The following is a 23924-nucleotide window of genomic DNA, read 5'->3' as shown; positions in this document are numbered from 1 at the left end:
CCTTTCTGATTGGTTTTATTGAATCCGAATACGCGGGTCAACGATACTCATGATGATATCTGAAAGTAATGTCCCCACTAGCGTCGCGATTCCTAAAATCAATACTAAGGATGTGATCACGGTATAGTCCCGTTGGCCGATGGAATCAATAAATAGTTTCCCGACTCCCGGATAACCAAAAATCTTTTCGATAACTACAGAACCAGCAATCAACGAAGTGATTTCATACCCCATTTGAGAAGCCATCGGCAACGCTGCATTTCGGAAAATATGTCGACTGAATACTTTATTCGTCGGTACCCCTTTGGAACGGGCTGTTCTGACAAAATCGAGCGATTTCGAATCGATTACTTCACTTCGCAGATATTGGATTGTGACGGCAGTCGCCAAAAATGCTTGGGTAATTGATGGTAACAGAATATATTTCAAACGGTCTATCCATTGAGTGATAAATCCACCTTGCAAACCTAGTGTTTGTGATCCACTTGTTGGGAACCAGCCTAAACGATAACCAAAAACAAATAGCATGATCAAGCCGAAGATAAATAAAGGAACAGCAAAACTAAAGAAGTTGTAGATTACGACAATCTTATCCAAGATTGAATTTTGATACCGGCCAGCAAGCATCCCCAGAGGCACAGCAATCAAATAAGTAAGGACAAAACTGTCAAGATCGATAGATATAAAGTGTTGATGATCCGTTCGCCGATCAAGTCAGCAACAGAGCGTTTGTATAAGAAACTTTGACCAAAATCGCCTTGCAAAGCATTTCCGATCCAACGGAAGTACTGGACATACCATGGGTCATTCAAGCCAGCTGCTTGTCGCATCTGTTCGATCACTGCCGGATCCTGATTTGGATTGATCAAACCGGTAAATGGATCCCCCGGCATCGCTTGGGCTAATAAGAAGATCAGAACACTTAAAATAATAACTTGCGGGATCATCAATAAAACACGTCGCAGAATCGTTTTCCACATTAGCTTGCACCTCCATCTTTCAACGCCACTTTGTGTGTAGTTGTGATCGTACGCAAATCGTAGACTCGACCAGTCGCATCATAGTATTCTTTTTGGTTTTGGATATACTCTTGTTCTACTCTTCGTCGATTTTCTTTGTGGCTTTCCCTATTTTCTACATCGATTTGCGGAATAGCTGAAAGCAGACGTTTCGTATAGATATGTCGCGGGTCATTATAAATGTCTTCTCTTGTACCGATTTCTACAAATCGACCTTTGTACATAATTGCGATGTTGTCGCACATGTGTTTTACTACACCTAAATCATGTGAAATGAATAAATAGCTGAGGCCGTATTCTTGCTGGATTCGTTTCATGAAATTCAATACTTGCGCTTGAACAGATAGATCCAGAGCAGATACAGGTTCATCGGCTACGATTAGTTTTGGATTGGTAGCAACAGCACGGGCTACTCCTAGACGTTGACGTTGTCCGCCTGAAAATTCATGAGGATATTTATATAGCGCATCTTCCGGCATCCCAACGATATCTAGCAGTCCTTTTACCTTTTTCTTTTCTTCTTGATCGCTTAATCGTTCAAAATTTCGGATGGGTTCAGCAATGATATCCAACACTCGCTTTTTAGGATTCAAACTGGACATTGAATCTTGGAAGATCATCTGCACATCCTTGTTATAACCCATTTTTTTGCGGTTGCTTCGCTTCGTTACATCTTTTCCTTCATACATGATTTGTCCGGCTGTCACCTTTTCTAATCCCACAACGGCTTTTCCCGTAGTAGATTTTCCAGAGCCAGACTCTCCCACTAAACCATATGTCTTTCCTTTTTCGATAATAAAATCCACACCATCTACAGCATATACATGATCCGTTACTCGATTGAAGAATCCACTGCGAATAGGGTAATGAACTTTCAGGTCTTTGATTGTGATTAATTCTGTCATCTACACCTCTCCTTTTTCGTCTCTAAAGTGGAAATGCTTATAGCAGGAGCAACGTACCAAGTGGTTCGGTGCGACTTCATGAAGGATAGGCTCTTCTTCATGATCGCTTGCTGGTATCCATGGAATACGTGGTGCAAACCGACAACCTTTACGAGGCATGTTTTTCAGAGAAGGAACGACACCTTCGATCACATGGAGTTCTGCATCATGATTTCCTTCTTGTGGTATAGAGTTCAGTAAAGAGCGTGTATAAGGATGCTTAGGATGATCAAACAGTTCTTTTACACCTGCTACTTCAACGAACTGTCCGCCATACATCACTGCTACTCGATCAGCCATTTCTGCTACGACTCCTAAGTCATGAGTGATCAAGATGATCCCTGTTTTTGTTTCTTCCTGAAGGTCTTTCAGTAAATCAAGAATCTGTGCTTGGATGGTTACATCTAGGGCTGTCGTCGGTTCATCTGCAATGACGATTGGAGGTTTGCAGGCGATTGCGATTGCGATGATGACACGTTGTCTCATACCACCTGATAGTTCATGGGGATATTGGCGTCCAACTCTCGCAGGATTAGGAATCCCTACTTGTTCTAGCAATTCTAGTGCACGAGCTTGACGCTGTTCTGCATTCATCTTTGTGTGATAGGAAAGTCCTTCTTTGATCTGGTCTTCGATTCTCATGAGAGGATTTAATGCAGACAACGGATCTTGGAAAATCATTCCGATATCATTTCCGCGGATTTTATTATAGAGCGTTTCGTTCAGGTCGATTAAATTCAGATCGTTATATAAAATCTCACCTGTAATTTTTGTGTTATTAGGATCAAGTAATCCCATAATCGTAGTAGCCAAGGTACTTTTCCCGCACCCAGATTCCCCAACGATTGCTAAAATCTCGTTTTTGTCTAAAGTAAATGAAACGTCATCTACTGCATCGTAATAGTCATCTTTGAGTCGGAATCCTGTATGTAGGTTCTGAACTTCTAATAATTGTTTATCGGACAATCGAATACCCCTCTCTGCTTCCTAAATGGAAGTTTTTCTTAATAAAAAAGGACATTACACAGAATAAAGCGTTTTATAACAAAGGTTATTCTTATCTTTGTGTAATGAATTATTAATAATTATATAGAAAATCGCTTTACTTTGCAACACAATTTCTGTTTATCGCCAGAATTATCAGAAAAATGACTTTTACGTGTCAAAAAGATTAAAAAAAGAAGGATAAAAAGCTGCATGCAGCTTTTTATCCCTCTTTGCTTTTATTTGAAATTATTTAAGATGGCTGCTGATATAATCTACTGCGCCACCGACTGTTTCAATTTGTTCAGCGTCTTCATCTGAAATTTCCGTACCGAATTCATCTTCAAGCTCTAAAACGAATTCCATAATACTAATTGAATCAGCTTTTAAATCATCTTTGATGTTCAATTCATCCGTCACTTTATCGGTATCTATCTCAAAATGATTTGAAATAATTTTCGCTACTTTGTTAAATACTTCTTCGCGAGTCAACTTTTTCACCTCCAAGAATCATACACTTGTCAATTACCTACACCATGGCTAATTTTACTGGCATTTTTCAGGAATGTCCACCTTTTTTTCAATGGAACGGATTGCTTCAGATATCCAAATGCTATTCTTCACTTTTTTCAAATTGTTCGACTAATTGTCCAACTACATCTGTCTCAAGCATTGTGTGGATTTGGCGGATCGTATAGCGGACAGCATCGGGGCCTGTTGCTCCATGAGTTTTAATGACTGGTGCTTTCAAGCCAAACAAAACGGCACCGCCATGTTTGGAATAATCCATTTCTGCTTTCAAAGAACGTAAGCCGTCTTTTAAAAGCATAGCGCCCATTTTTCCTTTGATCCCTTCATTTAGAATAGCAGATTTTAGTAGATTCATCATATTCATTGCTGTTCCTTCAATAGATTTCAAAACAGCGTTGCCTGTAAATCCATCTGTGACCACTACATCAGCCACACCATTGAGTAGCTCACGAGCTTCTACGTTTCCAATAAAATTCAAGCTTGTTTCATTCTGAAGGAGTTCATAGGCTTTTTTCGTCACTTCACTACCTTTTGTTGCTTCTGTTCCGTTGTTTAAGAGTGCGACACGAGGACGTCCGATACCTCGGACTTTACGTGCATAAAAAGAACCTAAAATACCGTATTGCAACAAATGTTCTGGTTTGTTTTCTGCGTTAGCGCCAAGATCCAGCATATCGAAACCGGCACCTTCTTTCCCTACTACTGGCAAGGTAGACATCAAGCCAGGGCGTTCGATATTTTTGATACGTCCTACGATGAACAAACCTGCTGCTAGTAGCGCGCCTGTATTCCCTGCTGAAAATACAGCATCTGCTTCACCGTTTTTCACTGCTTGTGCAGCAAGGACCATTGATGCAGTCTTTTTTCGTCGAATTGCTTTTACTGGCTCATCATCACTATTGATTTTTTCGTCTGTATGGATAATCGTGATGTTTTTTTCATTTGTTAAGTATTTCTTGATTTCTGCTTCTTTTCCGTAAAGTAAGAATTCTACTTCTGGAAAATCTTGCTGCGCTAAAGCCACGCCTTCTACAATTGCTTGAGGTGCGTGATCTCCGCCCATTGCATCTACGGCAATTTTCATTGTTTCCACTCCTTTTTCCGTCATCAGTATAAAGTATAGCACAGTCTGCTAATCGAAATAACGATTATCCTGATTTTCTATTTGGAGGCTTTGCGCTAAAGGCTGATACTCAGGAAGCATCTGCCAATCCTTTATTTGCCAAAGGGCTGCAGCCTCTTCTCTGGCTACCTCCAAAACATTTCCATCCGTCACCAAGTCAGCAATCGCAAATTGAGGCAGACCAGATTGACGGAAGCCAAATACTTCACCAGGACCACGTAATTCCAGATCTTTTTCGCTTAGTACAAAACCATTGGTGGTCTCTGTCATGATTTTCATCCGTTCCACACCTAGTTCATTTTTAGGATTAGCAACTAAGATACAGTAGGAAGCATCACTTCCGCGTCCAACACGTCCACGAAGTTGATGCAGCTGTGCCAATCCAAATCGATCCGCATCCATGATCAGCATGACGGTCGCGTTCGGCACGTTTACCCCTACTTCAATTACAGTAGTCGAAACTAATATCTGCATCTGGTTGTCTTTGAAGGCTTCCATGATTACTTCTTTTTCCTGATTCTTCATTTTACCATGTAACAAGCCAACTTCATATTTTGGTGCAAATAGTTCACGAAGTTTTTCATAGATTTCCACTGCATTTTTTACATCTAATGCTTCTGATTCTTCAATCAGCGGACAGATGACATACATTTGATGTCCTCTTGCCAGTTCTTTTTTCGTCCAATCCAGTACACTGTCCAATTGAGGTGTTCTTACCCAGCGTGTTTCGATCGGGATACGTCCAGCTGGAAGTTCATCAATGATAGATACATCCATCTCACCATATGCTGTAATAGCTAATGTTCTAGGAATCGGAGTCGCTGTCATAAATAAGACATCTGGTCGCCAGCCTTTTTCACGAAGTACTTTCCGCTGGTTCACGCCAAAACGGTGCTGCTCATCCGTAATAACTAGACCTAAATTCTGAAATTCGACTCCATCTTGGATCAATGCATGTGTGCCGATCACGACGTTAATTTCCCCTTGCTCTAGTTTTTCAAGGAGCTCACGTCGTTCTTTTGCTTTCGTTGACCCCGTAAGCAATGCGATGGTTACTTCATTGGGATCAAACAGCTGTTGCAAGCTTTCCATATGTTGTTGTGCCAAGATTTCTGTAGGCACCATCAACGCACCTTGGAAACCTGCTGTAACGGTAGCGTATAACGCAATCGCGGCAACCACTGTTTTTCCGCTACCTACATCTCCCTGCAAAAGTCGCTGCATATGCTGCGGACTGCGAAGATCCCGACAGATTTCATTCGTTACACGTTTTTGTGCATTTGTCAGTTCAAAAGGTAGCTTTTGAGTAAATTCTTTCAATTTTTGGACATCATAAAGGATCTCCAAACCATTCGTTTCTGCTTTTTCTGCTTTTTTCAATCCTTGAAGACGCATTTGAAATAAAAAGAACTCTTCAAAAACGACACGTCGTTTGGCTTGATGGTTTTCTTCGTGGTCTTTTGGAAAATGCATACTTCTTACAGCAGAAGCACGGTCAAGCAGTCGATATTTCTCCACAAGGTTGTTTGGCAGATTTTCTTCAATCAATGTGCCGTATTCTTGAAACCCTTTTTTGATTAGATCAACTAATGTCGTTTGACGAATTGATTTGTTGACGTGATATATCGGCGAAAAGTCATCCATTGTTTGAGAACCTAAAATCTTCATCCCGTTCAAGGCTTTACGCTTTGCATCCCATTTACCGTATACGGCGATTTCCTCCGATAAAATGACTTTTTCTTTTAGATAAGGTTGATTAAAAAAAGAAACGTTGAACACATCATGTTCTTGCATCATACGAAATTGCAATCGGCTTTTTTTATAACCAAATCGATTCATCACAGGAGGCGAGACTACGATTCCTTTCAAAGTAACCTTTTCTTGATCCTGGATCTCGTTTAGATTTCTTTCCTGAATATCTTCGTAGCGAAAAGGATAATAAGTCAGTAAGTCTTCAATCGTTTGGATGCCCAAGCTGGCAAGACTAGCTGCTCTTTTTTCTCCGACTCCTGCCAGCATAGTGATTGGATCATCTAAAGAACGCATAAATTTTTCCTCCCTCCTTTAACAAAAAAAGGACTTGGTCAGCGATCATACCTGATCACTAACCGAAGGCCTTTTATGAATGAATACTGTGTTAGAAAGATATTCTGACACAGAAATTATTCAGCAGAAAATAGATAAGGATAGACAGGCTGATCTCCTTGGTGGATCTCGATTTCCAAATCAGGATGTTTTTCTGTTAGTTTCTCAGCAAATTCATTTGCTTGTTCAACTGTTCCTTCATCACCTGCCAAGATCGTTACGATCTCTGTGTCCTCATTGATCATTTGTTCTAGTGTACTTAACGCTGTTGCTGTGATATCTGGGTTAGAGATCAGGATTTTTCCATCGATCATACCCAAAAAGTCTCCTTCTTTGATCTCTACACCGTCAATTGAGGTATCTCTGATCGCGTGAGTGACTTGACCGCTCACAACGCTAGACAACATTTCTGTCATCGTTTCTTTGTTTTCTTCTAAAGAAGCTTGATCATTGAATGAAAGCATAGCTGTCAATCCTTGGGAAATCGTTCTTGAAGGAACAACTGCTACTGGGATATCTGCTACTTCTGCTGCTTGATCAGCTGCCATGAAGATGTTCTTATTGTTTGGCAAGACAATCACTTTATCTGCGTTTACTTCTTGAATCGCTTTAACAATGTCTTCCGTACTTGGATTCATTGTTTGCCCACCACTGATAACATAATTAGCGCCTAAACTTTCAAACAGCTCTTGGACGCCTTTACCAGCAGCGATCGCTACGATACCATACGGGATACGTGGTGTTTCTTTTTTCGCAAACTCGTTCACTTCTTCATCGTGTTCCAAAATCGTCTCATGCTGCAAGCGCATGTTGTCGACTTTGATTTTGACTAATGAACCGAATTTTTGTCCATAATTCAAGACTTCTCCTGGGTTTTCTGTATGCACGTGGACTTTGATGATCTCGTCATCATTGACCACAAGTAAAGAATCTCCTATACCATCTAAATAGTTACGGAATTCTTCGTAATCGAATGTACTATCAACTGTAGGTCCTTCTCCGATTTTTACCATGATTTCTGTACAGTAACCAAAATGGATATCTTCTGTCGCCATTTGACCTTGGACACTGCGATGATGTTCTGCATTGACCATATCATCCATTTCTGCTGGAGAAGGTTCATATGTTTCATCCGCTTGGAATTCTCCATTCAATGCACTTAAAAAGCCCTCATAAACAAACAGCAGTCCTTGCCCTCCACTGTCTACGACACCGACTTCTTTTAGGACTGGAAGCAAGTCTGGAGTTTTAGCTAAAGCACGCTTTGCTCCTTTTACAACAGCTGTCATTACTTCAACGACATCATCAGTACTTTTTGCTTTCTTTTCTCCAGCTTTCGCTGCTTCTCTAGCTACTGTCAAAATCGTTCCTTCTACTGGTTTCATTACTGCTTTATACGCAGTTTCAACTCCATGAGTGAAGGCTGCAGCAAGATCAGAAGCATTTAATGAGACAACATCTGGAATTTGCTTAGAAAATCCACGAAACAATTGAGACAAAATAACGCCGGAATTTCCGCGCGCACCCATCAGCAATCCTTTTGAAAGCATTGCTGCTAATTCTCCTACTTTTTCTGAGGTTGAATCTACTACTGCCTTAGCTCCACTAGTCATAGATAGATTCATATTTGTTCCCGTATCGCCATCTGGCACAGGGAATACATTTAATGAATTGACGTATTCTGCATTTACTTGCAGACGATTCGCACCTGCCTGGACCATTTCCTGGAACTGGCTTGCACTTATTTCTGTTACACTCACCTAGATAATCCTCCTTCAGATCGACTGCTGAGTTACCAGCCAGTCTCCTGCCTAGTCTGGCAGTACACGAACACCTTGTACAAAGACATTAACTGAATTGGCAGTTATGCCTAATAATGCCTCTAGATTGTATTTCACTTTTTCTTGGACGTTGCGGGAAACTTCAGAGATTTTCGTACCATAGCTGATAATCGTATAAACATCTACAGCAATACCATTATCTTCTTGGCGGACAACTACTCCTCTTGAGTAATTTTCTTTACGCAAAATCTCAGTAATATTATCTTTAATTTGATTTTTGCTGGCCATTCCTACAACACCGAACACATCTGTCGCGGCGCCACCAACAACTGTTGCAATTACATCATTGGTAATTTCAATGGTTCCAGCTGACGTTTGAATTTTTACAGCCATGAATGAGCCTCCTTAACGGGTAAAAAACTCCCATTTTTCTTCTATCATATTTTATCATAGCGCAACTTGAAATAAAAGGCAGTTACCCAAAGTACTCAAAAACCTTGCAAAATTTCAGGTATAACCTTGTTTAATTTACAATTATTCTTCTCAATTGTCAATTGTATCTATGAAAATGTACTTGCAAATTCCCATTCTATATGATATGTTAGTCTGGTATGAGCTGAATTATTCTATTGCTCCAAATCAAGGCAAAGGAGGAAATTACCATGGCAAAAGTTTGTTACTTTACAGGTCGCAAGACAAAAAGTGGAAACAACCGTTCACACGCTATGAACTCAACAAAACGTACTGTTAAACCTAACTTACAAAAAGTTCGCGTTATGGTCGACGGAAAACCTAAAAAAGTTTGGGTGTCAACTCGTGCTTTGAAATCAGGAAAAGTTGAACGCGTTTAATTGAATGATACTTGGACCGTTCAGATAGTGAACGGTTTTTTATTTAATAAAAATTTTTAAGGGTGGGACTTTTGATTCCTACCCTTTTTTTGCGTTTATTTTTGTTATACGAACAAATTATGAAGTTATTTATTCTAAATTTTATTTTTTTGTGAAAACTAGACTCTTTTTAAGCAGAGAAAAACAAGGATATGATAAACTGAATACAACTTCATAGAAATTTGGTGGAAAATAAATATGAAAAAAAATTTAAAGTCATTCTTTAGAGAAAATGGACGCTACGCAGCAGCTAGTTTCCTGATTCCGTTTTTGATTTTAGCACTTGTTTATCTAAGTATCGAGATCTATCCTGGAAGCAGCAGAAGTATTTTGGCAAGTGATGCCTTTTCACAGTTTTCTAATTTTCATGCCAGCTTCCGAAATGTTCTTCTCGGAAAGCAAAGTATTTTTTATACATGGAATGCTTCTCTAGGATTGAATTATTTATCTTTAATTTCTTACTATCTAGGCGGGATCTTCACGCCACTGGTGTTCTTTTTTCCAAACCAGATGATGCCAGATGCACTGTATGTTCTGACTTTGCTTAAGGTCGGCTGTGCCGGATTGGCTTTTTGGTTTCTTGCACGTACGTTCAAGATTCCTCGCTGGGGGCATGTTGCACTTAGCGTCAGTTACGCATTGATCTCATTTATCACTGCACATTCGGAGATCATCATGTGGCTGGATGCATTTGTTTATCTTCCATTAGTGATTTTGGGGATTCATCGTGTTATGGATCTTAAACGGCCGAAACTTTTATTTATCAGTTATTTACTCTTGTTTTTATCCAGTTTTTATATGGGTTTTATGATTGGCGTCTTTTCTTTCTTATATTTTATCGCCCGTCTATTGACAAACTGGTCAGAATATAAAAAAACGATTGTTCCTTATGGTATCACTTCTTTACTGGCAGGCGGCGCTTCAATGATCATTGTATTGCCAGCAGTGCTGGATCTTCGGTCAAATGGCGAGGCACTGAGTCAGATCACTACGTTGAAAACAGAAGCGACTTCTTATCTGGATCTAATCATGAAAAATATGATTGGTGTTTATGACACGACAAAATACGGATCGATTCCGTTCGTTTACGCAGGTCTGCTCCCGTTAGTCCTCTGTCTGTTTTATTTTGCCAGTCGGAAAGTACCGTTGAAAAATAAATTTTTGTACGGCAGTCTTTTCGCCATACTTATCGCAAGTTTTTATCTTGTTCCATTGAATTTGTTCTGGCATGGTATGCATGCACCGAATATGTTTTTATTCCGTTATGCCTATCTGTTCTCTTTCTTAGTGCTCCTGCTTGCAGGAAAAGGATGGGAAAAGATAGAACAAGACGATCGTGGGCTGTTGTTAGGAATCATTTTGGTCGTAGCTGCTCTCTTTGCGGTGGCATGGGGCATCAAACCTGAAGGAAGCTACACCTATGTGACGATGACTTCCTTTGTATTGACAGTGGTTTTCTTAGGGATTTATGCTTTTGCTGTGGGATTTTATCAGCATAAAAAACTTTCATTCAATCATCTGAGTATATTGTTATTATTGATCATGTCTGCTGAAGCACTGGTCAATACGAACAGTATGATCCATGGCATTCTTGATGATTGGAATTATGCTTCCCGCAGTTTATATACTGATCCTTATCCTGACTTGAAAGCTCTTGTAAATGAAACAAAAAAAGATTCCGACTCGTTTTACCGCTTGGAAAATCTGGATCCAGTATCTGCAAACGATTCGATCAACTACGGTTACAGTGGTATCAGTTTGTTTTCTTCTATAAGAAATCGTAATTCTTCCTCTTACCTGGATAAATTAGGTTTCCGTTCAAGAGGGACAAATTTGAATATCCGTTATAACAATAATACTTTGCTGATGGATGGGTTTACAGGAATCAAATATAACATTTCTAAAAACGAAAGCACGTTCAGTAAATATGGCTTCCGCCAAGCTGGTCAAAGCGGCGACTATACACTGTATCAGAATGTCAATGCATTGCCACTAGCATTTACTGCACCGTTGTCCGTTAATGATGTTGAGCAGCCAGTGACAGATAATTTGACCAGTCAGACAAACTTGATCAATACATTGTCTGGTCTAAATGAACAGTATTTTACATTCTATACACCTACTTTGAAGAATCAGTTGAATACGACGATCACAAAGACAACGACTGGCGTCACTTACTCAGAAACAGCAGATAACCAGCCAAAAGAGCTCACTTGGGAAGTCCATGTGCCTGCAAATACACAAGCTTACTTAAGTTTGTTCCCAACCAATTTTGCACAATTAGAAAGTTCTAGTGCGACGATCACTGTCAATGGTACATCGCGAAAAACACAAATCAACATTTCTGGTCAATACTATGATCTTGGTTATTATCCTCAAGAGACAACAGTGACATTTACTGCAAGTTTTTATGGGACGAAAGAAATAAGTTTCATGGAGCCTAAAGTCGTTGGTCTAGATGTTGTAGCCTATCAAGCCGCAATGAATCAGATCAAAGAAAAAGGTGTCGAAATGGAAGCCACTGGCAGAAAAGCTTCTGGGACTGTAAATACCGCTGAAGATTCCATGTTGGTGACAACTATTCCTTATGACAAAGGATGGAAAGCTAAAATTGATGGGAAACCAGTCAAGGTCAGCAATTTCAAAGACGCATTCTTGATGATAAAAGTTCCAGCAGGTAAACACACTGTCACTTTCAGTTACTTGCCTGAAGGATTTATGATAGGTGCAATCCTTTTTGTCCTATGTATTGCATTGTTTATTCTTTATGTCTGGTACCTTGACCGCAATCGCCCCTTTTATGGCACGATTGATCCAGCAATAGAAGAAAAAACGCGAAATACACACAGAAGAAGACGAAGAAAATAAAGAAACGATGGAACCTGTTCAGACTGTCCGCACCAAGGGCAATCAAAACAACGTTCCATCGTTTTTTGGTTACAAAAAAAGTAGCATGGCAAAAAGAAGGTTCACTTATCCATGCTTCGTTCACAAGTCGCGATATTCATCAAAGATGAGAAGCTGTTTTTTGAAATTGCTCCTTGTGACTCAGAGTTAAATGACAGGCTCACAACCTCTTTCTTAAACGGTGTTCAGTCAGCTGACCTTCGGTATTAGCTCAAAACGCTGATTTCACAACCTCTTCCTTAAACGGTGTTCAAAAGCTTGCATCTGCGGCAATAAGCCCAGCCAAACGAAAAATATGAGGAGCTATTTTGGTTTGGCTGGGCTTATTGCTTGATGCAGGGCAGCTTTTTCACAACCTCTGATTCACGGTGTTCCAGAAGTAGCTCCTTCGAAAATAAGCCGAAATTTTGCAAAATTTTGAGAAGTAATTTTCGTAAATTCCTTCTTATTTCTTGAAGCTGACCACTTCTATCATAACCTCTTATTCATATTTCACTTCATACAAATAAAGTCCTTCAGGGTGTGCTGTAGGTCCTGCTGCATTACGATCTTTTTTCGCAATAATATCTGGGATACTATCTTCAGGCAATCGGCCATTGCCAATTTTCAAAAGCGTTCCTACTAAGATCCGTATCATTTTATACAAGAAGCCATTTCCTCTAAATGTAAACAACAATTCGTCTTTTGTTTCATTTACCTCCATCTTAGCCTCGTAGATCGTACGTACTTTATCCTCTATCGAGCTTCCTGATGCACAAAAAGAGGTGAAATCGTGAGTCCCTAATAAATCAGGAAGTGCCCGCTGAATTTTTTCCAAATCAAGAGGGTAAGGAAAATAACTTGCATAATGGCGTCGAAAAGGACTGCGTGGTTTCCCTATATCCACTCGAAATTGATACGTCTTTTCTTTGACCAAATATCTTGCGTGGAAGTCTTCTGAAACAATTTCTACTTGTCTTACAGCAATATCCTCTGGTGACTGGGTATCTAGCGCGAAACGCATTCGTTCTAACGGACGCTCCTCTGGATAATCAAAATGGATTACTTGCCCGATCGCATGTACTCCGGCATCTGTCCTTCCCGAACCAAAGACCGTGATTTCTTTTCCATTTGCCATTTTTTGTAATGTTTTTTCTACTTCTTCTTGAACAGTACGCCCATTTGGCTGTTTTTGGAATCCATTAAAATTTGTTCCGTCGTACGCAATGATTGCTTTGTAACGTACCATGTTTTTCTCTCCTTTGTTCCTAAAAGGTTATCTGGAATAATGATTTTTCTATAAAATTTTTTCGTTCTTTCTTTTCAGATAAAAGAAAGAGGCCTGTGACCTTAGTCTGCCACAGACCCTAATATTTCTTGTCATACACTGCTCGCATCCTTTCTTCCAAACAGATCAGCAAGAAAAGAATAGATAGCGGCCCACTGAACGTTTATCCTCTTAAAAAGATCAGTAGCACAGTTAATAATACAAAAGCAATAATAACCATCGTGTCTCTATTATGCCAATGCAATACACGATATTTCGTTCTTCCTTCCCCACCTTTGTAGCCTCTTGCTTCCATAGCAGTCGCAAGATCTTCCGCACGGTTGAAGCTGCTGACAAATAAAGGAATCAGCAAAGGAATGACTGCTTTCATTTTCTGAACTAGGTTTCCTTCACCAAAATCAACACCGCGAGCGCGCTGAGCGTTCATGATCTTTTCTGTTTCGTCCATCAATGTAGGCACAAAACGAAGAGCAATCGACAGCATCAATGAAATTTCGTGGACTGGGAACCGTACGGCTTTCAATGGACGAAGCAAGTACTCAATCGCATCCGATAATTCCAAAGGCGGTGTAGTAAGCGTGAGTAGAGTCGACATAAAAATGATCAACACGAATCGACAGAAAATAAAGAGGCCGTTCATCACACCAAATTCAGTGATATGGAAAACACCCCAACTCCAATAAGTTTCTCCGCCACTTGTAAACAAGACCTGCAAAGCTACAGTGAAGAGGATTAGCCAGATCAATGGGCGAATGCCTCGGATAAAAAATTTCAAATCTACTTTTGACAAGAAGACAGAAAGTAATGTGAAAAATGCCAACAAAAGGTACGTTTCCCAATTATTTGCTAAAAAAATGATTCCGATAAAATAAAAACTGGCTAATAATTTAGCTCGGGGATCCAATCGATGGATCAAGGAATCTCCAGGCATATAACGACCAAATATCAATTTATTCATCATGGGCATTTCCTCCAGCATAATGGACGATAGCGTCTGCTAATTCTTCAGCTGTCAAAGGCAAGGTAGCAAAGTTCATCCCTTTAGCCATTAATTCTTCTGCAAACTCGGTGGCAGTAGGTACGCCTAGTTGTTTTTCTTTTAGCCATTCAATGTTTTGAAAGACCTCTTGCGGCTCCCCGCTATTAACGATTCGTCCCTTTTCCAACACATAGACATAATCTGCAAAATTGGCTACATCATCCATTAAATGCGTAACTAATACAATAGTGATCTGTTGTTCCTTATGAAGACGCCAAAACATCTCCATCATTTCTTTTCTACCCTGGGGATCAAGTCCTGCCGTTGGTTCATCCAATACAAGTACTTCCGGCCTCATGGCAAGCACACCAGCGATTGCTACTCTACGCATTTGCCCTCCTGAAAGTTCAAATGGCGAACGTTCCAAATAGCTTTCATCCAGCCCAACTTGTTCTAATGTTTCTTTTGCTAGGACTAGTGCTTCTTCTTCGCTGACACCAAAGTTTTTAGGACCGAAAGCAATGTCTTTTGCTACCGTTTCTTCGAATAGCTGTGCTTCTGGAAACTGAAAGACGATGCCAACTTTTTTTCGGATGGGCTTTAAATTCTTATTATCCGTATCCGGCTGAATATCTCGTTCTCCAATATGGACTGTACCGCTTGTTGGCTTAACAAGCGCATTCAAATGCTGAAGTAAGGTTGATTTTCCGCTTCCGGTATGCCCTACTAATGCAGTATAACTGTTTTCTTTGATCGTCATATTGATGTCAAATAAGGCTCTTTGTTCAAATGGTGTATTCGGCTGATAAGTGAAGTCTACTTGTTCAAAACGGATGTCCATAACCAATCCACCATCCTTTCTTCTGTCATATATTCACTGGGCACATCAACTCCACGTTCTTTCAGTGCGCTCTTCAGTTTTTCAGGAAATGGTAGATCTAGACCTAAGTCGATCAGTTCAGGACCAGCAGAAAAAATTTCTTTTGGTGTACCTTCGCGGACAAGTTCTCCTTGTCTCATCACTAGTATCCGATTGGCATTAGCTGCTTCATCAATATCATGAGTGATAGATATAACGGTCAATTGGCTTTCTTCTTTGATCTTCTTGATCGTAGAGATCACTTCTTCGCGACCTTCTGGATCTAGCATACTGGTTGCTTCATCTAAAATAATGATATCAGGTCGTAAGGCAACCACGCCGGCAATGGCAACACGTTGTTTTTGCCCTCCTGATAAACGAGCAGGCTCGCGTGAAGCAAACTCAGCCATTCTAACTTTCTCAAGTGCATCTTTCACACGCACTAGCATTTCTTCTCTGGGAATCCCTTGATTTTCAAGACCAAAAGCAACGTCATCTTCTACTGTCGAACCAACGAACTGATTGTCTGGATTTTGAAAAACCATTCCAACCATCTGTCGGATCGTCCAAATATTTTCTTCATCCAATATTTGATTTCCCACTTTCACGATCCCTGATTCTGGCAGAAGCAATCCATTAATCGTTTTGGCAAGTGTCGATTTTCCTGAACCATTGTGTCCAATAATAGCGATCCACTCACCTTTATCAATTGTAAAGGAGACATCTTTCAATGCGGGGCGAAGATCATCTGGCTGGTATTTATAATTTATCTTTTCTAATTCAATAATTGGCTCCATGATTACTCCTTCTTCATCCTAAAGTTCCTACTAACACTATCAAAAAAAGACAAAATTTTCAATTATTTCTCGCTTAAAATGTTTTTTTATGCCTTCAAACATATCTGTCATGACAGGTAATTGAAGGTATAAAAAAACACTTTATGATGAGTGCTTACTCCCCAAGCGATATTCGCTTGAGGAGCAGCGCTGAGCTAGACTCGGAAAAATATCTTCCAACATCATAACACTCTAAAAGAATCATCTATAAAGTGATGTTATTAGTGTGATTTTAGACAAGTTCTAAGACAACCATTGGTGCACCATCACCGCGTCTTGGTTCTGTCTTCAAAATGCGTGTGTATCCGCCTTGACGTTCTGCGTAACGAGGTGCAATATCGTTGAACAGTTTTTGTAAAGCTGATTCAATGACGATGTCCTCATTTTCTTCACGCACGCTGGCAACTTCATTACGTACGAAAGCCGCAGCTTGACGACGTGCATGCAAATCTCCGCGTTTACCTAAAGTGATCATTTTTTCTGCAGTTGAGCGAACTTCTTTCGCACGAGCTTCAGTAGTCACAATACGTTCGTTGATTAATAAATCAGTTGTTAAATCACGCAACATCGCTTTACGTTGGCTAGATGTGCGTCCTAGTTTACGATAACTCACGTTGGTTTCCCTCCTTCGTAAAAGGTTTTAATCTTCTTTACGTAAACCTAAACCTAAGTCGTGCAATTTTGCTTTAACTTCTTCTAATGATTTACGTCCTAAGTTACGGACTTTGATCATTTCAGGCTCAGATTTATTTGTAAGTTCTTGTACAGTATTGATTCCTGCACGTTTTAAACAATTGTAAGAGCGAACAGACAAGTCTAACTCTTCGATCGTCATTTCCAACATTTTTTCTTTTTGTGTTTCTTCTTTTTCGACCATGATTTCAGCATTTTTTGCTTCATCAGTTAAGTTCACAAAAATATCCAAATGTTCAGTCATGATTTTCGCAGACAAACTCATTGCTTCCAACGGTTCAATTGAACCATCTGTCCAAATCTCCATCGTCAATTTATCAAAATCTTCACGGTGTCCAACACGTGTGTTCTCAACTTGATAGTTCACACGACGAACAGGTGTGTAGATTGAATCGACTGGAAGAACGCCAATTGGCATATCTTCTTTTTTATTTTCATCTGCTTGAACATAACCACGTCCAGGTTTCACTGTTAAGCGAGCATGGAACGTAGCTCCTTCAGAGACACTACAGATGTACATATCTTTGTTAAGAATTTCTACATCACTATCAACGATAATATCGCCAGCAGTTACTGTAGCAGGTCCGGTAATATCGATTTCAAGGGTTTTTTCTTCTTGGCCATACATTTTCAGCGCTAAGCCTTTAATGTTCAAGATGATTTGAGTGACGTCTTCTCTAACACCTTTGATGGTAGAGAATTCATGCAGTACACCATCGATTTGAATATTAGTGATGGCAGCACCTGGCAAAGAAGATAATAAAATACGACGTAGGGAATTCCCTAAAGTAGTCCCATACCCTCTTTCAAGAGGTTCAACGATGAACTTGCCATAATCTTTTTCTTCATCAATTTTTGCGATTCTTGGTTTTTCGAACTCAATCATTCTTATCTTTACCCCTTTCAAAACGAAAAGTGTCTTGTTCAATGACGTTACTGATAAAACTCAAAATGAGCGGCACTCATTAAACACGACGGCGTTTTGGAGGGCGGGCACCATTATGAGGAACTGGAGTCACGTCACGAATTGCAGTCACTTCTAAACCTGTAGCTTGTAATGAACGAATTGCTGCTTCACGTCCAGAACCAGGTCCTTTAACTGTTACTTCAACAGTCTTTAATCCGTGTTCCATTGCTGCTTTTGTAGCAGTTTCTGCTGCCATTTGAGCGGCAAAAGGAGTTGATTTTTTGCTTCCTTTGAAACCTAATGAACCAGCTGATGACCACGCTAATGCATTTCCGTGAGTATCAGTGATCATGATGATAGTGTTATTGAATGTAGAATGGATATGTGCAATACCTGCTTCTATATTCTTCTTCACACGGCGTTTACGATTCACTTTTTTTGCTGCCATGAAGTTTTAACCTCCTTCACTTAAGAATTATTTTTTCTTGCCAGCGATAGCGCGAGCTGGGCCTTTACGAGTACGTGCATTGTTTTTCGTGTTTTGTCCACGAACAGGCAATCCACGGCGATGACGGATTCCACGGTAAGAACCGATTTCCATCAAACGTTTGATGTTCAAGTTCACTTCACGACGAAGATCCCCTTCAACTTTTAATTTATCTACTTCTGCACGGATAGCATCTGTTTGTTCATTCGTTAATTCACGAACGCGAACATCTTCAGATACACCAGCATCAGCTAAGATCTTTTTAGCAGTAGTGTTACCAATACCATAGATATAAGTAAGTGAAACTACTACACGTTTATCACGAGGAATATCTACTCCTGCAATACGAGCCATATTTATAGCACCTCCAATTATCCTTGACGTTGTTTATGTTTTGGATTTGCTGGGCAAATCACCATAACGCGTCCTTTACGACGAATTACTTTACAATGTTCGCACATTGGTTTTACTGATGGTCTTACTTTCATGATAATACCTCCTGTAGTTTTACGGAGTACAATTATTTAAAGCGATAAGTAATACGGCCACGGTTAAGATCGTATGGAGACAATTCAACCGTTACTTTGTCACCAGGTAAGATACGGATGTAATGCATACGAATTTTACCTGAAACAGTAGCAAGAACTTGGTGTCCGTTTTCTAGTTCAACTTTAAACATTGCATTCGGCAAAGTTTCGACGACTGTACCTTCGACTTCAATCATATCTTCTTTTGCCACGCACAGTACCTCCTTGTACTTGTTTCGCATTTTCACACGATAAAATGGCGGAAACTGCAGTTCCCACCTCAAAATTCTCAAAATGGATCATCTAGAGGATTCTCTAGAAGTCGGACTGACATATTCTATCATAATTTATTGAACTTGACAAGAGTAACTGCATAATGCAAGTCGGCTACGGGCAATCGTGCTATTTTTCAATGATTTTTTGTACATCTGCAAATACAGCATCGATTTCACGAGCACCATCAATAGTGTTTAGCAAACCTTGTTCTTTATAATAAGCCAAGATTGGTTCACTATTTTTGATGTTGATAGCCAGACGATTTTTAACCGTCTCAGGTTTATCATCTTCTCTTTGATAGAATTCATGCCCACCGCAACGATCACATGTGTCTTCAACTTTTGTAGGGTTGAAAATTTTATGGTAAGTTGCTCCACAATTGCTGCAGATAAATCGGCCGGCTAGACGTTCGACCAAGATTTCTTCACCAACATGGATATCGATGACAGCATCAATTTTTTTATTCAAATCTTTTAGCATTGCGTCCAGAGCTTTTGCTTGATCTAGCGTACGTGGAAAGCCATCTAATAAGAAGCCTTTCTCTGTATCTGGTTCAGCTAGTCGCTCTTTCACGATTCCATTTGTTACTTCATCAGGAACTAATGCACCTTTATCCATATAAGACTTTGCTTCCAGGCCAAGAGCTGTTTCGTTTTGCATCGCTGCGCGGAACATATCTCCTGTTGAGATGTGCGGAATACCATAAGCATCAATGATTTTTTCAGCTTGTGTTCCTTTACCTGCGCCTGGCAGCCCCATTAAAATGAGGTTCATTGTTTTCCCTCCTAATAAATGTGTGAGAACGTGTGTTGAGGGAAAACCTCAACACGCTTTCTTACTCAATGAATCCAACATATTTACGTTTCAGCATTAAGCCTTCTAACTGTTTCGCAGTTTCTAAAGCTACACCGATAACGATCAGTAAGCTTGTACCGCCTAATCCGATTGATTGTGGAAGATCCCAAACCATTTGAGCAATGATTGGAAGCAATGCCACTAAACCAAGGAAGACTGCACCAACTGTACTTAAACGCATCAGTAATCTTGAGACATACTCTTCAGTCCCCTTACCAGGGCGTACGCTTGGTATATAACTTCCTTGCTTTTGCAAGTTTTCCGCTAATTTCTCAGGGTTTACTTGAACAAAGGCGTAGAAGAAAGTGAAGGCAACGATCAGAATCGTATAAATCGTAGCACCAGGTGCTGTATTATAGTTAAAGATCTCCATCATCACTTTGTACCAGTTTTCAGAACCGAATCTACCGCTCAATGCTTGTAAAACAGCATTTGGCGTAGCAATAAACGAACTAGCAAAGATAACTGGAATAACTCCAGCTGCATTTACTTTCAACGGCAGATAGCTACTTGTAGGCGCGCCAGCTACGCGTTTCGTATATTGGATCGGGATCTTGCGTTCAGCTTGTTGGAAAAATGTTACGAATGTCACGATCAACAAGACCGCTACTAGTAAAATGGCCACAAAAATAGCAGATTTCCATATTTCTGAAGGATCAATATTTATAAAGTAATCTTCATAAATTTCTCTGATACTTTCAGGCAATCTAGAAATGATACCTGCAAAAATGATCATTGATACGCCATTTCCGATACCTTTTTCTGTGATCTGTTCTCCTAGCCAAGTAACAAACATCGTACCGGCTGTTAGAATCAAACCGATCGTTACGTAAGTTGCTACGTTAGGATTATTCACGAAACCTAATTGAGCGTATTGATTGAATCCAGCAGTGATACCGACAGATTGGATAAATGCCAATACTAATGTCAGATATCGAGTCGCTTGATTCAGTTTTTTACGACCAACTTCCCCTTGTTTCGACCATTCAACAAATCGAGGCACGATGTCCATTTGAAGAAGCTGAATGACGATAGAAGCAGTAATGTATGGTGAAACCCCCATTGAGAAAATGGAAAAGTTTTGCATCGCACTACCACTTACCAAGTTCAACATGTTGAAAAATGGCAAAGAAGAAAGGTTTTGCAATGAAGCAGCATTTACGCCTGGTACAGTAATATGTGCACCTAGGCGAAATACAAACAACACAAATACAGTAAATAGGATTTTCGATCTAATGTCTTTTACTTTAAAAGCATCTTTTAATAGTCTAAACATTAGATCACCTCGATTGATCCACCAGCCGCTTCAATTGCTTCTTGAGCTGCTTTAGAGAATTTTGCTGCTTTCACAGTTAATTTCTTGTTTAGTTCCCCATTAGCTAATACTTTGATTCCAGCTTTTTCGTTTTTCACGATTCCAGCTTCAACTAAAGCAACAGGAGTTACTTCAGCTCCGTCTTCAAAGCGGTTCAATACATCAAGATTAATGACTGCATAGTCTTTACGGTTCACGTTTGTGAATCCTCGTTTTGGTAAACGACGGAACAATGGTGTTTGTCCCCCTTCAAATCCTAAACGCACACCGCCGCCTGAACGAGCTTTTTGTCCTTTTTGTCCGCGTCCGGCAGTTTTTCCGTTACCAGATGAAGTACCACGACCAACACGGTTACGTACTTGGCGTGAACCTTCAGCAGGTTTTAATTCATGAAGTTTCATAGGTTTGGCACCTCCTTAATGTTCTAGTTATGATTTTTCTAAATTAAATTTCTTCAACGTCCACTAGGTGAGAAACAGTATTGATCATGCCTTTAATTGCTTCATTAGAAGGCTTAACCACTGAACTGTTAATCTTTGTAAGACCTAACGCTTTAACTGTATCGCGTTGGTTTTGAGGACGTCCGATAATACTGCGTTTTAAAGTAACTTTTAATTCAGCCATTATTGTTGTCCTCCTTATCCGATTAATTCTTCAACTGATTTGCCGCGAAGTTCTGCAACTTCTTCTGCACGTTTCAATTGTTTCAAACCTTCAACTGTTGCGCGAACAACGTTGATTGGTGTATTTGAGCCTAAAGATTTAGAAGTGATATCTGCTACCCCAGCTAATTCTAATACGGCACGAACTGGTCCACCAGCAGCAACCCCAGAACCTTCTACAGCAGGTTTCATTAGGATTCTACCACCACTAAAAGCACCGATTACTTCGTGTGGGATTGTTGAACCAACCATAGGTACTTCAACTAAGTTTTTCTTCGCATCTTCAATTGCTTTACGGATTGCTTCAGGAACTTCTTGAGCTTTACCTGTACCAAATCCTACGTGTCCGTTTTTGTCACCGACAACAACTAAAGCAGCAAAACGTAGACGACGTCCACCTTTAACAACTTTTGTTACACGGTTAATTGCAACAACGCGGTCTTCTAATTCCAAATGTTTTGGATCGATATAAACCATGAATGGTATTCCTCCTTCTTCTAAAATTCTAGTCCATTTTCGCGAGCAGCTTCAGCTAAAGCTTGCACACGGCCATGGTAAAGGTATCCACCACGGTCAAAGACTACTACTTTAATGCCTTTTTCAGCTGCACGTTCAGCAACTAGTTTACCGACAGCTTGTGCTGCTTCTGTTTTTGTTCCACCTGAAATTTCTTTATCCAAGGTAGAGGCACTTGCTAGCGTTACACCCGCTACGTCATCAATAATTTGAGCGTAGATGTTTTTGTTAGAACGAAAAACGTTCAAGCGTGGGCGCTCAGCAGTACCAGAGATATTGTTACGTACACGACGATGTCTCTTTTGACGTGTTTTGTTCTTATCTGGTTTTGTAATCACAATTGTCACCTCTTTATTTTTATTGTACTACTATTTCAAGCAGTAAATACGTTTCGAAAAATAGAAGCTGCGGCACAAGTAAAAATGTATTTTTTTGAAGGTAAACTTCAGCCAAATGCCTTTTTCCTGCTGCTGGCTTCTATGCAATTTTTCTAAACGATTATTTACCAGTTTTACCTTCTTTACGGCGTACATATTCGCCAACATAACGAATACCTTTACCTTTATAAGGTTCTGGAGGACGAGTTCCACGAATGTTTGCAGCTAATTCGCCAACTTCTTCTTTGTTCGCACCTTTAACAATTACTTGTGTGTTAGCTGGTACTTCAACAGTTACTCCAGCTGGTGGTGTGATTTCTACTGGATGTGAGTAACCAACGTTCAATACAAGTTTTGATCCTTGTAATTGTGCACGGTACCCAACCCCGATTAGTTCTAACGCTTTTTGGAAACCTTCGCTGACACCTATAACCATGTTGTTGAAGTTCGCACGAGTTGTTCCATGAATTGTTTTCATTTCTTTACTGTCGTTTGGACGAGTGAAAGTTACTTCGTTTCCTTCGATATTCATTTTGATATCTGCTGAAAAAGTACGAGTCAATTCACCTTTTGGTCCTTTAACTGTAACGTTGTTTCCGTCTTGAGTAACTGTTACTCCTTCAGGGATAACAACGACTTTATTTCCGATACGGCTCACTTAAAGACACCTCCTTGTAGATTCTACTTGATTACCATACGTAAGCGATAACTTCGCCGCCGATATTTTTTTCACGAGCTTCTTTATCAGTGACAACACCTTCAGAAGTCGAAATGATTGCGATACCTAAACCGTTCAATACTTTTGGTACTTCGTCAGCTTTGACATAAGCACGCAAACCTGGTTTAGAGATACGTTTTAAGTTTGTGATAACACGTTCGCCGTTTTTACCAAATTTTAGGAAAACACGGATCACGCCTTGTTTGTCATCTTCGATGTATTCAACATCACGAACGAAACCTTCACGTTTCAAGATTTCAGCGATGTCACGTTTAATTTTTGATGCAGGTACTTCTAAAGACTCATGTTTAACCATGTTTGCGTTACGGATACGAGTTAGAAAATCTGCAATTGGATCTGTCATGACCATTGATCTTTTACCTCCT

27 protein-coding genes and 1 pseudogene are annotated in these 23924 nt (G+C 40.0%); 2 read left to right on the top strand and 26 right to left on the bottom strand.

All coding sequences use genetic code 11. The features are described 5' to 3' along the window. Positions 1 to 15: 15 nt before the first annotated feature. The 8 genes and pseudogenes from opp4B to MKX69_RS00465 form a co-directional block, all read right to left on the bottom strand. Positions 16 to 980 (bottom strand): annotated as a pseudogene (gene opp4B / locus MKX69_RS00500) (oligopeptide ABC transporter permease). Beyond that, a complete protein-coding gene (locus MKX69_RS00495; protein ID WP_002287891.1) occupies positions 980 to 1924 on the bottom strand; it encodes an ABC transporter ATP-binding protein in 945 nt (314 codons plus the stop codon). The pseudogene opp4B and the gene MKX69_RS00495 overlap by 1 nt, the downstream one beginning before the upstream one ends. Further along, entirely contained in the window at positions 1925 to 2929 is a 1005-nt protein-coding gene (locus MKX69_RS00490) for an ABC transporter ATP-binding protein (protein WP_142644590.1), read from the bottom strand. A 267-nt stretch (positions 2930 to 3196) separates the two neighbouring features. After that, positions 3197 to 3439 carry an acyl carrier protein gene (acpP, locus tag MKX69_RS00485; protein ID WP_002294295.1) on the bottom strand — a complete coding sequence of 81 codons (243 nt, stop codon included), beginning with the start codon at positions 3437 to 3439 and terminating at the stop codon, positions 3197 to 3199. A gap of 121 nt (positions 3440 to 3560) precedes the next feature. After that, a complete protein-coding gene (gene plsX, locus MKX69_RS00480) occupies positions 3561 to 4562 on the bottom strand; it encodes a phosphate acyltransferase PlsX (protein WP_002289721.1) in 1002 nt (333 codons plus the stop codon). A 48-nt stretch (positions 4563 to 4610) separates the two neighbouring features. Then, complete coding sequence (recG, locus tag MKX69_RS00475; RefSeq protein WP_002319434.1) at positions 4611 to 6647, bottom strand: ATP-dependent DNA helicase RecG; 2037 nt, start codon at positions 6645 to 6647, stop codon at positions 4611 to 4613. 116 nt (positions 6648 to 6763) lie between these two features. Next, positions 6764 to 8446, bottom strand: a complete 1683-nt coding sequence (locus MKX69_RS00470; RefSeq protein ID WP_002301169.1) for a DAK2 domain-containing protein — start codon at positions 8444 to 8446, stop codon at positions 6764 to 6766. A 51-nt stretch (positions 8447 to 8497) separates the two neighbouring features. Then, a complete protein-coding gene (locus MKX69_RS00465) occupies positions 8498 to 8860 on the bottom strand; it encodes an Asp23/Gls24 family envelope stress response protein (RefSeq protein ID WP_142644589.1) in 363 nt (120 codons plus the stop codon). A gap of 269 nt (positions 8861 to 9129) precedes the next feature. On the opposite strand from MKX69_RS00465, the gene rpmB reads away from it, so the two are divergent. Then, on the top strand, positions 9130 to 9318 hold the full coding sequence (gene rpmB / locus MKX69_RS00460) for a 50S ribosomal protein L28 (RefSeq protein WP_002290463.1): 189 nt from the start codon (positions 9130 to 9132) through the stop codon (positions 9316 to 9318). 237 nt (positions 9319 to 9555) lie between these two features. Next, on the top strand, positions 9556 to 12225 hold the full coding sequence (locus MKX69_RS00455) for a YfhO family protein (protein WP_341008261.1): 2670 nt from the start codon (positions 9556 to 9558) through the stop codon (positions 12223 to 12225). A gap of 520 nt (positions 12226 to 12745) precedes the next feature. Here MKX69_RS00455 and truA read toward each other — a convergent pair. From truA to rpsH, 18 genes are all read right to left on the bottom strand, one after another. Continuing rightward, positions 12746 to 13492, bottom strand: a complete 747-nt coding sequence (gene truA, locus MKX69_RS00450) for a tRNA pseudouridine(38-40) synthase TruA (RefSeq protein ID WP_002298563.1) — start codon at positions 13490 to 13492, stop codon at positions 12746 to 12748. 202 nt (positions 13493 to 13694) lie between these two features. After that, on the bottom strand, positions 13695 to 14492 hold the full coding sequence (locus tag MKX69_RS00445; protein ID WP_002288724.1) for an energy-coupling factor transporter transmembrane component T family protein: 798 nt from the start codon (positions 14490 to 14492) through the stop codon (positions 13695 to 13697). After that, on the bottom strand, positions 14482 to 15351 hold the full coding sequence (locus tag MKX69_RS00440; RefSeq protein ID WP_002288722.1) for an energy-coupling factor ABC transporter ATP-binding protein: 870 nt from the start codon (positions 15349 to 15351) through the stop codon (positions 14482 to 14484). Before MKX69_RS00440 ends, MKX69_RS00445 begins: the two co-directional genes overlap by 11 nt. Next, the gene (locus tag MKX69_RS00435) at positions 15327 to 16166 is read right to left on the bottom strand and encodes an energy-coupling factor ABC transporter ATP-binding protein (RefSeq protein ID WP_002288720.1); all 840 of its coding nucleotides are present in this window, start codon (positions 16164 to 16166) and stop codon (positions 15327 to 15329) included. Before MKX69_RS00435 ends, MKX69_RS00440 begins: the two co-directional genes overlap by 25 nt. A 271-nt stretch (positions 16167 to 16437) precedes the next feature. Beyond that, positions 16438 to 16818 (bottom strand): 50S ribosomal protein L17, encoded by a 381-nt coding sequence (gene rplQ / locus MKX69_RS00430; RefSeq protein WP_002288716.1) that lies wholly within the window; start codon positions 16816 to 16818, stop codon positions 16438 to 16440. A gap of 27 nt (positions 16819 to 16845) precedes the next feature. Continuing rightward, positions 16846 to 17784 (bottom strand): DNA-directed RNA polymerase subunit alpha, encoded by a 939-nt coding sequence (locus MKX69_RS00425; RefSeq protein WP_002288715.1) that lies wholly within the window; start codon positions 17782 to 17784, stop codon positions 16846 to 16848. A 79-nt stretch (positions 17785 to 17863) separates the two neighbouring features. Next, positions 17864 to 18253, bottom strand: coding sequence for a 30S ribosomal protein S11 (gene rpsK, locus MKX69_RS00420; protein WP_002288714.1), 390 nt, complete (start codon positions 18251 to 18253; stop codon positions 17864 to 17866). A gap of 27 nt (positions 18254 to 18280) precedes the next feature. Next, on the bottom strand, positions 18281 to 18646 hold the full coding sequence (rpsM, locus tag MKX69_RS00415; protein WP_002288713.1) for a 30S ribosomal protein S13: 366 nt from the start codon (positions 18644 to 18646) through the stop codon (positions 18281 to 18283). 17 nt (positions 18647 to 18663) lie between these two features. After that, positions 18664 to 18780 carry a 50S ribosomal protein L36 gene (gene rpmJ / locus MKX69_RS00410; protein ID WP_002288710.1) on the bottom strand — a complete coding sequence of 39 codons (117 nt, stop codon included), beginning with the start codon at positions 18778 to 18780 and terminating at the stop codon, positions 18664 to 18666. A 32-nt stretch (positions 18781 to 18812) separates the two neighbouring features. Beyond that, on the bottom strand, positions 18813 to 19031 hold the full coding sequence (gene infA, locus MKX69_RS00405) for a translation initiation factor IF-1 (RefSeq protein WP_002288695.1): 219 nt from the start codon (positions 19029 to 19031) through the stop codon (positions 18813 to 18815). Between the two features lie 190 nt (positions 19032 to 19221). After that, positions 19222 to 19869, bottom strand: coding sequence for an adenylate kinase (locus MKX69_RS00400; protein WP_002288690.1), 648 nt, complete (start codon positions 19867 to 19869; stop codon positions 19222 to 19224). A 61-nt stretch (positions 19870 to 19930) separates the two neighbouring features. Continuing rightward, entirely contained in the window at positions 19931 to 21226 is a 1296-nt protein-coding gene (gene secY / locus MKX69_RS00395; protein ID WP_200774578.1) for a preprotein translocase subunit SecY, read from the bottom strand. Continuing rightward, positions 21226 to 21666, bottom strand: coding sequence for a 50S ribosomal protein L15 (rplO, locus tag MKX69_RS00390; protein WP_002288687.1), 441 nt, complete (start codon positions 21664 to 21666; stop codon positions 21226 to 21228). The genes secY and rplO overlap by 1 nt, the downstream gene beginning before the upstream one ends. 43 nt (positions 21667 to 21709) lie before the next feature. Beyond that, positions 21710 to 21889 (bottom strand): 50S ribosomal protein L30, encoded by a 180-nt coding sequence (rpmD, locus tag MKX69_RS00385; protein WP_002288686.1) that lies wholly within the window; start codon positions 21887 to 21889, stop codon positions 21710 to 21712. Between the two features lie 14 nt (positions 21890 to 21903). After that, on the bottom strand, positions 21904 to 22404 hold the full coding sequence (rpsE, locus tag MKX69_RS00380; RefSeq protein WP_002288681.1) for a 30S ribosomal protein S5: 501 nt from the start codon (positions 22402 to 22404) through the stop codon (positions 21904 to 21906). Positions 22405 to 22424: 20 nt separating this feature from the next. Further along, positions 22425 to 22781, bottom strand: coding sequence for a 50S ribosomal protein L18 (gene rplR / locus MKX69_RS00375; protein WP_002288679.1), 357 nt, complete (start codon positions 22779 to 22781; stop codon positions 22425 to 22427). Between the two features lie 160 nt (positions 22782 to 22941). Beyond that, positions 22942 to 23478 (bottom strand): 50S ribosomal protein L6, encoded by a 537-nt coding sequence (gene rplF, locus MKX69_RS00370; protein ID WP_341008250.1) that lies wholly within the window; start codon positions 23476 to 23478, stop codon positions 22942 to 22944. Positions 23479 to 23509: 31 nt separating this feature from the next. Then, positions 23510 to 23908 (bottom strand): 30S ribosomal protein S8, encoded by a 399-nt coding sequence (rpsH, locus tag MKX69_RS00365; RefSeq protein ID WP_002288675.1) that lies wholly within the window; start codon positions 23906 to 23908, stop codon positions 23510 to 23512. Positions 23909 to 23924 lie beyond the last annotated feature (16 nt).

The sequence above is a fragment of the Enterococcus sp. FSL R5-0957 genome (assembly GCF_038008005.1).
GTDB classification, from domain to species: Bacteria; Bacillota; Bacilli; order Lactobacillales; family Enterococcaceae; genus Enterococcus_B; species Enterococcus_B faecium.
The sequence above is the reverse complement of the archived record's forward strand: the minus strand, read 5'-3'. Positions and strand labels throughout refer to the sequence as shown.